Source organism: Chryseobacterium antibioticum, from assembly GCF_012927325.1.
In the GTDB taxonomy this organism is placed as follows: domain Bacteria; phylum Bacteroidota; class Bacteroidia; order Flavobacteriales; family Weeksellaceae; genus Chryseobacterium; species Chryseobacterium antibioticum.
The window spans coordinates 99,194-114,906 of sequence record NZ_JABBGI010000015.1 but is presented as its reverse complement, the minus strand read 5'-3'; the positions used below and the strand labels follow the sequence as shown (position 1 = coordinate 114,906).

Sequence of the window (15,713 nt, the reverse complement as noted above, 5' to 3'; positions counted from 1 at the left end):
ACTAAATTCACTTTTTCTAAACTTTTAAGTCACGATAAAGTGTTATATTGTGGTTCCAAACCATACAATTAAAACTATGAAAAAAAGTGTACTTTACCTATTGGCACTCTTTTTTGTTTTGAATTCATGTACCAATGATGAACTTCAAAACGAAAATCCTACAATTGAAAATGTTCAGAAAGATCCTTTAACCGGGAAGCAGATCAATGCTGAAATTAACAGCACGATCAAGAATACCGGGTCTTTCAACTGGAAAAACGCTTCCGATCACTTGCTTTGGAGCGCAATTTTCAGGGGAAACAGAATGGTATCCATCGGATTCGGAGCTTCAAAAGATGATTTTGACCGAAGTCTTTCCGCTGACAGTAAAAGCATGGAAGCTGAAGTTTTAGGTCTGATCAAGCAATACGAAGGGATAGAGCAGACCAGATTTCTAATCTCATCAGATCAGTATCTTAACCAGATGGATGTTATTGTAGAAAAAGAGGAAACTATTATGGCACTGAGAAAGATGAAAAACATCCGGTATGTAGAGCCGGGAGATTATCATTATTTTGAAATTGAAAACAGCCTTAATCCCAATGCAAAGTCCAGCGGTTCCTCATCAGGATGCGGATTTGAATCTACGGCGTTAAATGCTGCAGATTATACCACTACCACCCCCAATGCTAAAGTTCCATGGGCATTTACCCAACACAATATTCCCAATGCATGGAGCCACAGCACCGGAGCCGGGGTTACCATAGGACTTATTGATACAGGAGTTTCACCCGAGCAGACGCTATTGGGAAGCAGTTTTAATACCGGAGCTTCTTCAGGAAGAACGATCAACAAATTCGGATCTTACGTCAACGGATCTACCACAGACGGTCCGGCTGACCAGTGCGGTCATGGAACGAAAATGGCTTCCGTGATGGCAGCACCGAAAAATAACGCAGGACTTCCGGTAGGAGTTGCTTACAATGCCAATCTGATCACTTACCGTGCTGCTTCCAATGTTGTATTGGAAACTTCCAGCGAACAAAATGGAGTAAAAACAGCATTTACCGATCTGGCTAATAATACAAGTGTAAAGATTATTTCCATGTCGATGGGGCATGTTTTCTCTGTAGGAAAAATTGAAGATGGTGTGAAATACGCTTATTCAAAAGGGAAACTGATCTTTTGTGCAGGAGGAACTTCCACGAGCTTTACCAATTTCGTAGGCGTTATTTTCCCGGCCAGTATGTCTGAAACACAGGCGGTAACCGGAGTGAAGGAAGGTACTTCCAACCAAAAATGTGATGTCTGCCATTCCGGAAGCCAGATTGATTTTACCTTCCAGATGGAAAGAGCCAATGGAAATACAGTTCCAGTTTTAAGCTATTATAACAATCAGGCTGATTATGTAGGCGGTTCATCCGTGGCAACAGCTGCCACCGCTGGTATCGCAGCTCTTGTTTGGTCTAAAAACCCTTCATGGACAAGAGATCAGGTACTGAATAAAATGAGACAGTCTGCCACGTATTATCCTACGGTAAATTCAAGCTATGGATACGGAAACATCAATGTTCTGAAAGCCGTACAATAGAATACATTTTAATAACAACCTAAGGGGAATATCTCAGTCTCCAGCTGATAATCCAACGGAAGCATATTTTCAATTTTATTGTTTGAAAAATTGCCTTCGTTGATGAGCTGGTCCGGATTGGTGATATTCCCTTTTTTTGAAACCTCAAGTATTTTACCTTCAGGATGCAGAAAAAGAGGAAATCTAGATTATCCTATCCTTACACTTGTCATGCTTAATGACCCACCGATCAGCTCATCATTAAATAAAGAAAGATTTTCAACCTGATCTTTTAATCCTAATGTATAGATCAAAGGAAGATAATGATCTGGTGTAGGAATGGCATATTGCAGGAATGTCCCCTGTTTTTGGTAGTCTATCAGATGCTGGAAATTTCCGTCCAGAAGCCAGTTATTTGTCTTTTCTCTTGCTTCTACAGCCCAATCCCAGCCGGCGCCAACAGTATCGATGTTTTTCCAGTCGATCAGGCGTAGATTATGCACAATATTTCCGCTTCCGATAATCAGGATACCTTTCTCACGGAGTTTATTCAGTCTTTTGGCCAGATCGAAATGATACTGTGGAGGTTTTGTATAATCTATGCTTAGTTGGATAACGGGAATGTCAGCTTCCGGATACATATGTTTAATAACCGACCATGCACCGTGGTCAAGTCCCCAGTTGTGGTCTTCTTCCACCAAAGCAGGTGCTAAAAGCTCAACCGTTTCTTTCGCCAGTTCCGGACTTCCCGGAGCAGGATACTGTACATCAAACAGAGCCTTTGGAAAACCGCCGAAATCATGGATTGTTCTCGGCATATCCATTGCAGTGACAAAAGTTCCCTGTGTATACCAATGTGCAGAAATACACAGAATGGCATTAGGTTTCGGAATTTCCTGCGCCGCTTTTCTGAATCCCTGTACAAACTGGTTTTCTTCAATAGCATTCATCGGTGAACCGTGCCCGAGAAATAAAACGGGCATTCTTTGGGTATTTCCAAAACTGTTACTGATGTTTTGCAGATCGTTTAGATTCATAAATAGGAGGTCATTAAAAAAGGTTCAAGGCTTTTAGAAAATCCCTGAACCTTTTATGTTATGAATTGGATAATTTTTTTGTTTAATAGGATTGCATCCTATTTTGGGCTAAGTCGCCATTTCATGGCTCCTTTTTTTACACCAAAAATCCGTTTTTATTATGCCTGTTTTACAAACTGTAATTCTCCGGCAATTTTTACTTCGTCGCTTACCATTACACCTCCTGCTTCAAGAGCGGCGTTCCAGTTCAGTCCGAAATCTTTTCTGTTGATCTTTCCTTCAAAAGAAAAACCAGCTTTTGTATTTCCCCAAGGGTCAACGTTGATTCCACCGAAGTCTACGTCTAAAGTAATTGGTTTGGTAATACCGTTTACAGTAAGATTTCCGGTTACTTTATCATTTAAAGCCTCAGATTCAAATGTAATAGAAGGATGTTCTTCTGCGTTGAAAAATTCACCGGACTTTAAGTGATTGTCTCTGTCTGTATTATTGGTGAATACAGAATCAGTCTGGATCGTAGCGGTTGTTTTAGCGTTGCTAAAAGTATCATCTTCAGCTTCAATTTCTGCATTGAACGTTTTGAAGTTACCTTTTATATTAGAAATCATCATGTGTTTTACTTTGAAAGTAATTTCACTATGTGTTGGGTCTAGGTTCCATTTTGTTGCCATTGTATTGTATTTTTTGTTTGTTATTGATACTGCAAATGTATGACAGAGAACATATACCAGTCATTGATTTAGGATAAGAAATGAAATAACCCGTATTTTTTATAGGTGAATAGTCCATTTTGCTTCGCAAGTGAATAGTGAATTATCGGTTGGAATAGAATTCACCATTGACCACTCACCTTTCACATTAAGCTTTTCCAATTCACTCCAAAAGGCGGTCAAAACCGACAATTTCTCCTCGGCAAAACATACCATTAAGTTAAGAATTTATTTTTATCAATACATTAATCCTATTTTATGAATGTTTTAATTTAACATTTATTAACGGATGATTTTTATTTCTTATTTTTGAAGGATTCAATTTTATACAATGAAATTACATAAATTTTCTTTATTGATGCTGGTTTTGGGCAGTTCTGCAATCGCACAGACCCAAAAATTTACAATGGCGGAGGCAGTAAACGGACTGAGAACGAATCTTGCCGTGAAAAATATTTCCCAATTTTCCTGGGCTGCAGACGGCAAATCTTATATTCAGGCTGTAAAGGGCGGATATCTGATGACCGATCTTAAAACCAATAAGCAGGATACGCTTGTGTCTTTGACCCAGTTAAACAAATCATTCTCTGATGGTAAACTGAAAGCTGTTCCGCAGATTAAATTCATCAGTGGTTCAAACGGTTATTTCAACGCGAAAGATAAAATGTTCTGGATTGAAAAATCAGGAAACGACTGGAAAGTAAAAACTTCTGCTGCAATTGAAGGAAATGCGTCCAACGTGAAAATGTTCGGAGACAACCAGACTTTTGCTTTTACGGTAAAGAATAATTTATTTGTAAACAAAAACGGAAAAACAATCGCTGTAACCAATGATTCCGATGAAAATATTATCAATGGAGGGGCAGCGGTGCATAGAAATGAATTCGGAATTGATACCGGAATTTTTCCAGCTCCTAACTCTGAAGCGGTAGCATTTTACAGAATGGATCAGACGATGGTAGCAGATTATCCGGTTATTGACTGGTCTGTAACTCCAGCTATCAACCACAACATCAAGTATCCGATGGCGGGACAAAAGTCTCATGAAGTTACATTGGGTGTTTACAATATCAAAAATCAATCAACTACTTTTCTGAAAATTGAAGGTGAAAAAGATCAGTATTTAACAGCCGTTACCTGGAGTCCGGATTCAAAATATATTTTTGTAGGCGTTCTGAACCGTGGACAGAATCATGTGAAAATGAATCAGTACGATGCAGCGACAGGAAATTTAGTAAAAACTTTATTTGAAGAAACCAGCGACAAATATGTAGAGCCTCAGCATCCGCTTACTTTCTTCCCCAATTCTAATACAGATTTTATTTGGCAGAGTCAGAGAACAGGATACAACCACCTGTTCCATTACAGCCTTGAAAAAGGACTGGTAGCCCAAATTACAAAAGGAGACTGGCTGGTGACCGATATTTTAGGTTTTAATGAAAAGAAAAAGGAAATTTATTTCACTTCTACGAAAGAAACTCCTTTGGAGAAACATTTATATAAGATCAACTGGACGAACTTCAAAATGCAGCGTTTAGACGATGCCGCGGGAGTACATACAGGTATTTTGAGCAGCGACGGAAATTATTTATATGATATTTACAGCAATGCAGGAACACCAAGATCTGCCAATATTATTAATACAGGCACTGCAAAGTCAACGAATATTCTTACGGCCGAAAATACATTGAAAAATTATCAGAGACCTGAAATTAAAAATGTAGAATTAAAAGCGGATGATGGAACACCTCTTTACGGAAAGATTATTCTTCCTACAGATTTTGATGTCAACAAAAAATATCCGGTGATCGTTTATCTTTATAACGGACCACACCTTCAGTTGGTGACCAATACATTCCCGGCATCAGGAAACCTTTGGTATGAATATATGGCTCAAAACGGATACATCATTTTCACAATGGATGGAAGAGGTTCTGCCAACCGTGGACTGAAATTTGAACAGGCTGTTTTCAGGAACCTTGGAACAACCGAAATGAACGACCAGATGAAAGGAGTGGACTATTTAAAATCTCTTCCTTACGTTGATGCTCAAAAAATGGGAATTCACGGATGGAGCTTCGGTGGATTTATGACAACAAGCTTCATGCTTCGTAAGCCGGATGTATTTAAAGTAGGCGTTGCCGGAGGACCGGTTATCGACTGGAAAATGTACGAAATCATGTACGGAGAAAGATATATGGATACACCGGAGGAAAATCCTCAGGGATATGCTGCAGCTAATCTTCTTGATAAAGTTCAGAATTTAAAAGGAAAATTACTCATGATCCATGGTGCTCAGGATGATGTGGTGGTATGGCAGCATTCCATTAAATTTATCAAATCCGCGGTAGATATTGGAGTTCAGTTGGATTACTTTGCTTATCCGGGACATCCGCACAATGTGATTGGGAAAGATAGAGTTCACCTGATGCAAAAAGTAACAGATTATTTTGATCAGAATCTAAAGAAATAATAACAAAATCCAGCCGCAAGGCTGGATTTTTATTTTAATATTGAAACTATTTTCTCACCAATCAATCATAAAACTCTTTGATCACATAAGTGCCATTATTGATTCTTTTCAGCTCTTTTAATATATAGTACCTGTGCAGGAAACCTGTAAGAACAACGATTTTTTTGCCGGGATGGGTTTCTGCAATCTTGTAAATGTTTTTAGCCATGGTCTGGTTTCGGAGATCCCAGAATCCTGACATTAATTTAAAACCATCTCTGTAGCTGATCTTTTCACCGTTTGGCTTTACAACAAATCTTTTTGCAAATTCAGGTCTTGCTTCAATGATCTTTAAAAGTTCTGAGTACTGGGCATTCTGTCTTTTTCCTGAGATCTGGTCGGTAGTGGCATTATTAAAATTTTCCGGGGATAATTCTGCAATCTTCATTAGCTCTTTTGTGAGATTGCTGAAGTTTTCATAGATCTTCACCTCAGAATGGGATAGTTTTTTTGCTTTATAAAGACTGTCAAGCAGTTTCACAGATAAATTATCCGTAGGAACCATTCCTCTGTCTTTTCTGTACTGATTTCTTCCTTCAAAATCAAAAGGGAATCTTAATGTTTTCGGATGTTTTTTCAGATAAGCATTGCTTGCTTTGATCTCGTTTTCTGTAATCTTAATGCCATTTTCGTATTCTTTCATTCCCTGGCTATCCACTTCATGAAGGGTGATATCCGGTTTTACTTTATCAAGTATGTCGAAGAGTATTTTAGGATGATAATTGGGTACACTATCATGGATGTTGCCGATAACATAGATTTCGGTCTTGCTTTGTGAAAAACAGAAGCTGGTTAGGAGAAGTAAGAACGCTGTTAAGGTATGTTTCATTTTTATCATTATAAGAAAGATTCAAATATAGGTAAAATCCGTTCTTAACAAACATCAATGTTTTTGACTTTTTTCATTCGTAATTTTGTTCATCTAAAATCTAAAAATATGGAATTAGGAATAGGAATGTTTGGTGATCTGGCTTTTGATCAGGCATCCGGAAAATATAGAGATGCAGGCGTAAAGATCCGTGAAATATTGGAGCAGGTAAAATTAATGGATGAGGTAGGAATTGATGTTTTTGCAATGGGAGAACATCACCGTCCGGATTACGCGGTTTCGTCACCGGAAATGGTACTGGCGGCTGCTGCAAGTATCACTAAAAATATAAAACTGGCAAGTGGTGTTACGGTTTTAAGTTCTTCAGAACCCGTAAAAGTATATGAAGATTTTTCAACCTTAGACCTGATATCAGACGGAAGAGCTGAAATATTTGTAGGAAGAGGAAGTTTTATTGAATCATTTCCACTTTACGGATATTCACTGAATGATTATGAAGAACTTTTTGACGAAAAACTGGAATTGCTGTTAAAGATCAATTCAGAAGAAAATGTTACCTGGTCAGGAAAACTTCGGGCACCGATGCAGAATCAAACGGTTTATCCGAGAGCAAAAAATGATGGGAAACTTTCGATCTGGAGAGCGGTAGGGGGAACTCCGCAGTCTGTTTTAAGTGCTGCCAAATTAGGAATGCCTTTGGTGGTAGCCATCATTGGAGGAATGCCGGTACAGTTTAAAAATTTAATAGAATTTTACAAACAGGAATATCAGAAAGCGGGACATGATGTATCCAAAATGCAGATCGCTATTCATTCACACACCTTTGTAAGCGATGATCAGGCTGTTGTGGAAGGATATTTCAATACCTATAAATCTCAGATGGACAGGATTGGGGCAACCAGAGGTTGGGCTCCCTACACGAAAATGCAATATGACGGAGGAAGAGCAAGAGAAGGCGCATTATTCATCGGAAATCCGGCAGAAGTTGCTGATAAAATCGCTTACATGAAAGAGATTTTTGGAATCACAAGATTCATTGGGCATATGGATATTGGTGATCCTGCTCATGATATTATGATGAAATCCATTGAATTATTTGGTGACAAGGTAAAACCGGTTATTCAGAATCTATAAAAAGAAACCTTCGCTATTGTTCAGCGGAGGTTTTTTATTTACAAATTCAGATCAGTTTTTACCATTTATAGAGGTTCATAATAAGCTATTGCCACCTGCGGATGGAATGCAAACATGAACGTTTCAAAACCATTTCCTTCCGAAATTTTCCGGCTCAAAAGATACCGGCTATCAATAATATCAATGAGAAAAAGATCAGGTGTATAAAAAGTAAGCCCTATTTTATGTTTTGAAGGATCTTCAATATGGGAACTGATAAGATCCAGCTTAAAATTTTCAAAAGCAAAGAACGTATTTCCCAAAACATCTGGCAGACTTTTAATAATGCCATTAAGTTGAGAAACATAATTAGCAGCAGAAGAACTTAGCAGAAAAGGAATTCTGTCCGCATGAGAATTCACGGCTAAAAGTTCCCAGTAATTTTTCACTGGATTTTCTTTGTCATCAAAAACCTGATGTTGAATTTTATATTCGAAGTACGTGTCTTCAAAGACATACTGATCCCACGGCATCGTAGAATTCTGGTCTATCACTATACGGAACGCAAGTTTTATCTTAGCTTTCATGATCTTAAATTTTTAATAAACAGGGCAGATCCTGAAAAACTGCCCTGATCTTTACAAAATGATATGAAAAAAATATCTAACATTTATTAAATAACGGTCATTCAAATCTCTAAGAAAATCAGGAGCGCATTTTCACTTAAAGCTTCAAACTCCAGGGTTTCAATTCCATTAAGTAGAATAGCATCTCTAGTTTCCATTAATCTGTTTTGAAATTCAAAAGCGCCATTGATAACCATTCCAAATATGGATCCCTCTTTTTTTTGAAGAACATATTCCTGTTCCTTTCTACCATCGTAAATACCGGTGAAATTGGGATATCCAAGATGTTCAGAGATCTGAAGCAATGCATTTCTTTCATGGAAATTTAGATCTTCCACAGAGAAAGAATTTTCAGAACTGCTGTTTTTTAATTCCAGAATCAGAATATCTGTTTTTTCGTTCCGGAGATTATTTTTGAAATTCAGAATGCCACTTTCATTAGCCAGCCTTGTAAAAATCTGTCCGGCAATAAAAGGTTCTGTAAAACCACTGATTAAAGTTTCTCCATACAGGACAACAACCAGAATACTGCTGTTTTTCTGATAATAAAAATCATAATCTCCATTTCCTTCCAGCACAATTTCAGATACATTCTTTAACGCCGAATGATCATCGGTGTTTATTGTATTGGTGAAACAGGATCTTTCTCTTTTCCATACGGAAAGATCAGACTTAAATATTCTTGAAGGGCTCTGGACTAACACGACTTTTTCATTTAAATAATTAATACTCCGCACAGCACAGATATTGGCCTTTGAGTTAACACTTCACATATATATGTTTCCCATGATCTGTGCGCGTACGGAAATGATAATAACTAGCAGCTCTTAGGCTGAAACTTTTATGGTATGGGTCAGAGCAAAACCTCCGCTTACGCTTCCCGAAATACTGGACATTTCATTGGAGGTTCCGTCACTGAACACGTTATCATTTGCATTATAGGTATACCCGGTCATTCCTCTGTAGCCTGTACTTGCTGCTACCAGTACTACTGCACTGCTGCTTCCTTCAGGAAAAGCAATCTGCGTTACCAGAAGTGACTGGCCGGAAGCATTGTAAACATGTACATGAATATGAGTTGCTCTTCCATTGTACCAACCTGGAAAAATAGACGTAAAATTCACTTGTCCGTTTGTATCCGTGGTCTGTCTTCCTCTTAGAAAGTGTACGGAAGTATAATTGGTAACCTGCATTCCCGTTCCGCCGTATTCAGAATAATTTCCTTCTTTATCGCAGTGCCAGATGTCTACTAAGACTCCTTGCAAATTAGCGCATGATGCATTCACATTTTGGATGGTAAGAGTGATGGTGAAAGGAACACCGGTTCTGTCACTTACAATATTACTCTGTACAAGGCTTGATGGCGTTTTAGTAGGGAAGGGGCCTTCAGTTTCTGAATTCGTTACAGAACATCCTGTAGATGTGCCAGATGAATCAGTTGTGGACGAAGTGATCACGTCATCATCACTTCCACAATGGATTAAAAGAGGGGCAGCAACAGCGGTTACACCTGCTAAACCAAGGCTTTTCAAAAAGTCCTTTCTGTTGATTGTTTTCATAATATGTGCTTTAAGGTTAATATGATAAAAGATGTCAGTTTCCATCTTTCAGTTTCTTAGACCAAATGTATTTTGAAAATAAGCCTCCCGGAAATTTATGAGGTAAACGGATAAAATGTGTCGGTTAAACCCTTATTTTTAAGAAATGTTAAGAATATTTCCAGAAGAAAAGGAGAATGAAATTTGAAGACGTAGAATGGAAACGGCTATTTATTGACAATGGCCATTACCACCTCTTTATACGTTTCCCCAATAGGAATAACAAATTCCCCAATATGAATATTACGGTTGACAATCGTTCGGATGCTGTTAACAGGAACAATATAAGAACGATGAACTCTGATGAAGTCCTTTTCAGAAAGTTTTTCCAGAATATTCTTCATAGAGGAGCGTGCCGTGATCTTTGAGTTGTCTTTAAGATGAATCTGGATGTAGTCGTCCAGCCCTTCAATCAGTACAATGTCATTAAAATTGATCTTGTGGAGTTTATAATCTGCACGGATAGAAAGATATTGTACATCATCGGTCACACTGTTCAATTTCACTTTTTCCACCGCAGTTTTAAATCTTTCAAAAGAAAAAGGTTTTAGCAGGTAATCTACTGCATTGATACTGAAAGCATCCACCGCATATTCGGAATAAGCGGTTGTGAAAATAACTTTGGTGTTCTGGGAAATACTTTTATAAAAATCGAGACCGTTTTTAGACGGCATTTCAATGTCTAAAAAGATGAGGTCAACAGGAAATTTGTTAAGATATCTTTGAGCATCACTTTGAATATTGAAGATCTTTTCAAGCGAAAGGTTTTCAATTTTTCCGGCATAGTTCTCAATGATTTTAAGCGCAAGAATTTCATCGTCCAAAGCAATAGCTCTTATCATATTTAGGTTAAATCAATTTTTAAATTTACATCAAAAGTGTTGCCGTCATTATGGATATTCAGGCTGTGTTTTTCAGGATAAACCTGGTTCAGGTGTTCCACCGTGTTTTTCATTCCTACTTTCAGACTGTTGTCACCGGCAGTTTTCAGACTGACAATATGATTAAAGGCATTAAAGCTTAAAACCTTCTCCTTTATCATGATTTTGATCGCTATTTTAGAATTTTCCTCCGCATTAAGACCATATTTGAATGCATTTTCAATAAAATTAACCAAAATAAAAGGTGCGATTTGAAGGCCTTCCGTTTCACCATCTTCCGTATAAGAAAAATCCAGACTGCTGTCTGCTCTGATCAGCTGAAGAGCTGTGTAATCTTTTAAATATTCAATCTCCCTGCTTAAGTCAACGAAATCCTTACTGCTTTCCTGGACCACATACCGCATGACATTGGAAAGCCTTAAAATTCCACTCGGGGCATCATCAGACTTCATCAGTGCCAGTGAATAAACAGAGTTGAGAATGTTGAATAAAAAATGCGGCTGCAGCTGATATTTTAAATTTAATAATTCGGCTTTGGCCTTTGACCTTTCCAGTTCTTTTTTCTCCATATTCCGGAAAATGAAAAGCGAGGACAAAAAAGAAAACAGAAAAGGAAGCACCGAGGCGAAAATCATCTGGTAATAGGAACCGTCATTTCTGGGTCCCGAATTTCCGGAAGGAGAGGCATTCTCCATTGGTGGGGGAGATGGGTTCCCATTGGGCAATGGCATCATTTCATGTGGTGTCATACTCATAGAAGACGGCTCTGAAACAAAAATATGTTGAGATGTTAGATAATAAGGCATGAAAACCATGATCCCAAAACTCAGGATGATACAGCAGGCAAATATCCCATACTTTTTTCTGCTGTAAAACTTTGGAAGGAAAATATTGAGATTGATATAAAAGAAAATAATGACCAATACAAAACGTATAAACTCTCTCTGAAAAGGAGAAACCCTGAAAACAGAAAGTGTCCCGTCAAAATCCGGAGAAGAAACCACTGGAATGGTTAGCAGCAAGGGAATGAGGATGATATGTGGCAACAGTTTTTTCAATGAAAAATGATAGTATTTGTTTTTTGTTATCCAAATGTAATTAAAAGTGGGGAGAAAATCTTTTAAAATAATTTTAATTGAATTCAGTATTTTATGTTGAACGGTTGCTGGAATATGAACGGTGAGATTTCCATATCAGCTTATAATATTCTACTTTTACAAAAAAATAGCAATGCAGGAATCGTCCAAAGATCCATTACACGGAAAAAGACTCGATGCCATTCTTGAAGAACTGGTAGAATACTATGAAGGCTTCGAGAAACTTAGCGAGCAGATCAATATAAAATGTTTTACAGACAATCCAAGTATAAAGTCTTCATTGAAGTTTCTGAGAAAAACAGATTGGGCAAGAACCAAGGTAGAAAGCCTGTATCTTTATGTATTGAGACAGAAAAAACGAAACGAAACAAAGGAAGGAAAGTAAAGAAGACTGGTGTTTTAAGATTTCTGTTTTAACGTGTTTTCCATAATCAATCATTTCAAAAATACTATCTTTGTGCTGTTAATCGTGAAAAAACATCACGAAAAAAAAGAAAAAATATGACAATTGAAAACAACCATGTTGTAGCAGTAAGTTACATACTTCACACGATCGAAGAAGATGGAAGTAAGATTCTTGTAGAAGAAACAACAGCCGAAAATCCACTTACATTTTTATATGGTGTAGGAATGATGATTCCAAAGTTTGAACAAAACATCCTGGGCCTGAAAGCCGGTGATAAAGCAGCTTTTGTTATTGAAGCAGAAGAAGCTTATGGAGAGAAAGATCCGAATTCAATCACGCAATTGCCTATCGATATGTTTCAGGAAGCGGGAATTCCTCCTGTAGGAGCTATTTTACCTTTATCAGATGGTCAGGGAAATAATTTCCAGGCATTTGTAATAGACGTAACTCCGGAGGCTGTAATTGCAGACCTTAACCATCCAATGGCTGGGAAAGTTTTAGATTTCCAAGTGGAAATTGTAAATACACGTCCTGCGACAGAAGAAGAATTGGCCCATGGTCACGCTCATGGTGTTGACGGAACTGATGCTCACTAAAACTATAAGAAATGTCCGATTTTTTCGGACATTTTTTTATTCTAAAAATTTTCCACTCACATAAAACCAACGGTTTTGAATCATTTTGAAGTCTGATAATTCGTGATGGACTTCTTTATCCCCTTCTTCATTGGTATAAAAGGCTTTAAATTCAACTTGGCTGACAGAAGGTGTATCTATAATTTCCAATTTCGTCCACTCATTAATTTCACCCCATTCCTGGAGGTCTTCTTTATTGTGAAATTTCCTTTTTGCCGGAAATGTAGTTTCCATCAGATATTCTCCGTTCGGAATGGCAAATGCCGAAAACCGGGAACGCATCAAAGCTTCTGCAGTAGGAGCATGCTTTTCTCCCGTGTGGTAAGGCTTGCAGCATTCTTCATAAGATTTTCCTGAACAGCAGGGACAATTCATATTTTTTAATTTTTTTGAACAACAAAAATAAAAATTTTATCAATAGGAAAGAGCTTTAGCCCTTTAGACACAACAAACGTTTCAAAATATAATCTCTTTTATTCAATAGGAATTTAGCCATTTACATAAAAAAAGAAGCATCCAATCGAATGCTTCTTTGTACAATTTATTTTATAAAACCTCTGTTTCTCAATAAAGGTTTGATATCCGGATCATGTCCCGTGAAATCTCTGAATGCCTGGTTAAGGTCTACAGAATTTCCTACAGAAAGAATATATTTTCTGAAACGGTCACCGTTTTCTCTCGTCAGACCTCCATTGCTTTTGATCCATTCCCATGCATCATTGTCAAGAGTTTCAGACCATAGGTAAGCATAATATCCTGCAGAGTATCCTCCGCCCCAGATGTGGGCAAAATAAGGAGTGTGGTATCTAGGAGGTACCGTAGCTAATGTAAATCCGTGGCTGGCCAATGATTGTTTTTCAAAATCAAGAACCGGAATCAACTGACTTTCATTGGTCACAGTGTGCCAGTCCATATCCAGAGCTGCCGCAGAAACAAGTTCTGTCGTCATATATCCCTGGTTGAAAGTAGATGCCTTTTTGATTTTTTCAACTAAAGTTTGAGGGATCGGCTGTTTTGTTTCGTAGTGGATGGCATAGTTTTTAAGAACTACAGGATCCAGAGCCCAGTGCTCATTGATCTGTGATGGGAATTCCACAAAGTCTCTCGGAACACTGGTTCCTGAAAGCGATGGGTATTTCTGGTTTGCAAACATACCGTGGATAGAATGTCCAAACTCATGGAACATCGTAGACACATCATCATAGCTAATCAGAGATGGTTTTCCTGGAGCTGGCTTCTGGTAATTATAACAGTTGACGATGACAGGTTTTGTTCCTAAAAGATAAGACTGCTCAACGAAGTTACTCATCCATGCACCACCATTTTTAGAATCTCTGGTATAGAAATCGAGATAATAGATTGCGATAGATTTTCCATCGTGGTCAAAAACCTCGTAGGTTACCACGTCAGGATGATAAACCGGAAGATCAGTTCTCTTTTTGAAAGTAAGTCCGTAGAACTTTTCAGCGGCATAGAACACTCCTTTTTCCAAAACAGTAGTCACTTCAAAGTAAGGTTTGATCTGGTTTTCATCAAGGTCGTATTTTGCTTTTCTCACCTGTTCTGCATAGAAATTCCAGTCCCATGGCTCAACTTTGAAACCGCCTTTCTGCTGGTCGATCAGATCCTGGATGTCTTTTGCTTCACGTCTTGCAGTTTCCACTGCAGGAGTAGCAATTTGGTTCATCAGTTTAGTTGCTGCTTCCGGTGTTTTAGCCATCTGATCCTGAAGTTTCCATTCAGCGAAACTTGCTTTTCCTAAGGTCTGGGCCTTTTTAAGTCTTAGTTTAGCTAATTTTTCAATCGTTTCACGGGTATCATTTCCATCACCTTTTTCAGCTCTAAGCCATGATGCCTTGAACAGCTTTTCTCTGGCAGCTCTGTTCTTCAGATTCTGAAGAAGAGGCTGTTGGGTTGTATTTTGAAGGGCAAGAAGATATTTTCCCGGTTGTCCAGCTGTTTTAGCATCCGTTGCTGCTGCTTCGATTTCGTCAGCAGAAAGACCGTCCAGTTCCTTCGCATCAGAGAAAAATACACCACCCTGCTTTCTTGCTTCCAATAGTTTATTGGCATATTGCGTGGAAAGTGAAGCCAGTTCCTGATTGATCTGCTTTAATTTTTCTTTATCTGCTGCAGAAAGATTAGCACCTGCAATCTCAAAATTCTGTTTGTAGTACTGAACAAGTTTTTTACTCTCTGAATCTAAACCGTCTTCTTTGATAGATTTGATTCTTTTATATAAATTTTCATTCAGGTACATTTTATCGGAATGGGCTGCAAAAATAGGAGCAAATTCTTCATCTAAAGCCTGAAGGGTAGGGTTGGTATTGGCGCTTGTAAGATTGGAAAATACAATAGTGGCTCTTTTTAAAACTTCGCCGCTTTTTTCCAAAGCAACAATAGTATTTTCAAAAGTAGGAGCTTCCGGATTATTGGCGATTTTCAGGATCTCAGCATCGTGCTGTTTAAGTCCAAAATCGAAAGCAGGTTTGAAATGTTCATTTTTAATTTTATCGAATTCCGGAGCTTCATACTGAAGCTTGCTTTTCTTCATAAAAGGGTTTGAAGATAAGGATGGATCGGTAACAGGAATCTCCTGTTGAGTATCGGTTTTCTTCATTGTAGTACAAGATTGGTTAAGTGCCAGTGCAGAAATTAACAATACCGATGAAATATTTTTCATAAATTAGTTGTTATTAAAGTATAAAGATATTAAAAAC

General features: G+C 38.0%; 15 protein-coding genes. 5 read left to right on the top strand and 10 right to left on the bottom strand.

Annotated elements, in window-relative coordinates; genetic code table 11:
* Positions 1-76: 76 nt before the first annotated feature.
* Positions 77-1,570, top strand: coding sequence for a S8 family peptidase (locus HHL23_RS13175; RefSeq protein ID WP_169235249.1), 1,494 nt, complete (start codon positions 77-79; stop codon positions 1,568-1,570).
* A gap of 188 nt (positions 1,571-1,758) precedes the next feature.
* Here the strand turns inward: HHL23_RS13175 and ygiD are convergent, their stop codons facing one another.
* Positions 1,759-2,586 carry a 4,5-DOPA-extradiol-dioxygenase gene (gene ygiD, locus HHL23_RS13170; protein WP_169235248.1) on the bottom strand — a complete coding sequence of 276 codons (828 nt, stop codon included), beginning with the start codon at positions 2,584-2,586 and terminating at the stop codon, positions 1,759-1,761.
* A gap of 158 nt (positions 2,587-2,744) precedes the next feature.
* Positions 2,745-3,257, bottom strand: a complete 513-nt coding sequence (locus tag HHL23_RS13165; RefSeq protein ID WP_169235247.1) for a YceI family protein — start codon at positions 3,255-3,257, stop codon at positions 2,745-2,747.
* A gap of 370 nt (positions 3,258-3,627) precedes the next feature.
* Here HHL23_RS13165 and HHL23_RS13160 point away from each other — a divergent pair, with 370 nt between their 5' ends.
* Positions 3,628-5,769 carry a S9 family peptidase gene (locus HHL23_RS13160; RefSeq protein WP_169235246.1) on the top strand — a complete coding sequence of 714 codons (2,142 nt, stop codon included), beginning with the start codon at positions 3,628-3,630 and terminating at the stop codon, positions 5,767-5,769.
* A 61-nt stretch (positions 5,770-5,830) separates the two neighbouring features.
* On the opposite strand, the gene HHL23_RS13155 is transcribed toward HHL23_RS13160, so the two are convergent.
* Positions 5,831-6,637: a TraB/GumN family protein gene (locus HHL23_RS13155; RefSeq protein ID WP_228464745.1), complete on the bottom strand. Its 807-nt coding sequence runs from the start codon at positions 6,635-6,637 to the stop codon at positions 5,831-5,833.
* A 108-nt stretch (positions 6,638-6,745) separates the two neighbouring features.
* Between HHL23_RS13155 and HHL23_RS13150 the strand changes: the two genes are divergently transcribed.
* Positions 6,746-7,771 (top strand): LLM class flavin-dependent oxidoreductase, encoded by a 1,026-nt coding sequence (locus tag HHL23_RS13150; protein ID WP_169235244.1) that lies wholly within the window; start codon positions 6,746-6,748, stop codon positions 7,769-7,771.
* A gap of 65 nt (positions 7,772-7,836) precedes the next feature.
* Here HHL23_RS13150 and HHL23_RS13145 read toward each other — a convergent pair whose 3' ends face one another.
* From HHL23_RS13145 to HHL23_RS13125, 5 genes are all read right to left on the bottom strand, one after another.
* Positions 7,837-8,337, bottom strand: a complete 501-nt coding sequence (locus HHL23_RS13145) for a hypothetical protein (RefSeq protein WP_169235243.1) — start codon at positions 8,335-8,337, stop codon at positions 7,837-7,839.
* Positions 8,338-8,438: 101 nt separating this feature from the next.
* The gene (locus tag HHL23_RS13140) at positions 8,439-9,080 is read right to left on the bottom strand and encodes a pirin family protein (protein WP_169235242.1); all 642 of its coding nucleotides are present in this window, start codon (positions 9,078-9,080) and stop codon (positions 8,439-8,441) included.
* Between the two features lie 123 nt (positions 9,081-9,203).
* Positions 9,204-9,935 carry a dioxygenase family protein gene (locus HHL23_RS13135; protein WP_194306304.1) on the bottom strand — a complete coding sequence of 244 codons (732 nt, stop codon included), beginning with the start codon at positions 9,933-9,935 and terminating at the stop codon, positions 9,204-9,206.
* A 206-nt stretch (positions 9,936-10,141) separates the two neighbouring features.
* Positions 10,142-10,816, bottom strand: a complete 675-nt coding sequence (locus tag HHL23_RS13130; RefSeq protein WP_169235241.1) for a LytR/AlgR family response regulator transcription factor — start codon at positions 10,814-10,816, stop codon at positions 10,142-10,144.
* A gap of 2 nt (positions 10,817-10,818) precedes the next feature.
* Positions 10,819-11,913: a sensor histidine kinase gene (locus tag HHL23_RS13125; RefSeq protein WP_169235240.1), complete on the bottom strand. Its 1,095-nt coding sequence runs from the start codon at positions 11,911-11,913 to the stop codon at positions 10,819-10,821.
* Positions 11,914-12,085: 172 nt separating this feature from the next.
* Here HHL23_RS13125 and HHL23_RS13120 point away from each other — a divergent pair, with 172 nt between their 5' ends.
* Entirely contained in the window at positions 12,086-12,337 is a 252-nt protein-coding gene (locus HHL23_RS13120; protein WP_169235239.1) for a VF530 family protein, read from the top strand.
* A 116-nt stretch (positions 12,338-12,453) separates the two neighbouring features.
* A complete protein-coding gene (locus tag HHL23_RS13115) occupies positions 12,454-12,954 on the top strand; it encodes an FKBP-type peptidyl-prolyl cis-trans isomerase (protein ID WP_169235238.1) in 501 nt (166 codons plus the stop codon).
* A gap of 36 nt (positions 12,955-12,990) precedes the next feature.
* On the opposite strand, the gene HHL23_RS13110 is transcribed toward HHL23_RS13115, so the two are convergent.
* Complete coding sequence (locus HHL23_RS13110) at positions 12,991-13,368, bottom strand: YchJ family protein (RefSeq protein WP_169235237.1); 378 nt, start codon at positions 13,366-13,368, stop codon at positions 12,991-12,993.
* Between the two features lie 166 nt (positions 13,369-13,534).
* Positions 13,535-15,676 carry a M3 family metallopeptidase gene (locus tag HHL23_RS13105; protein WP_169235236.1) on the bottom strand — a complete coding sequence of 714 codons (2,142 nt, stop codon included), beginning with the start codon at positions 15,674-15,676 and terminating at the stop codon, positions 13,535-13,537.
* Positions 15,677-15,713 lie beyond the last annotated feature (37 nt).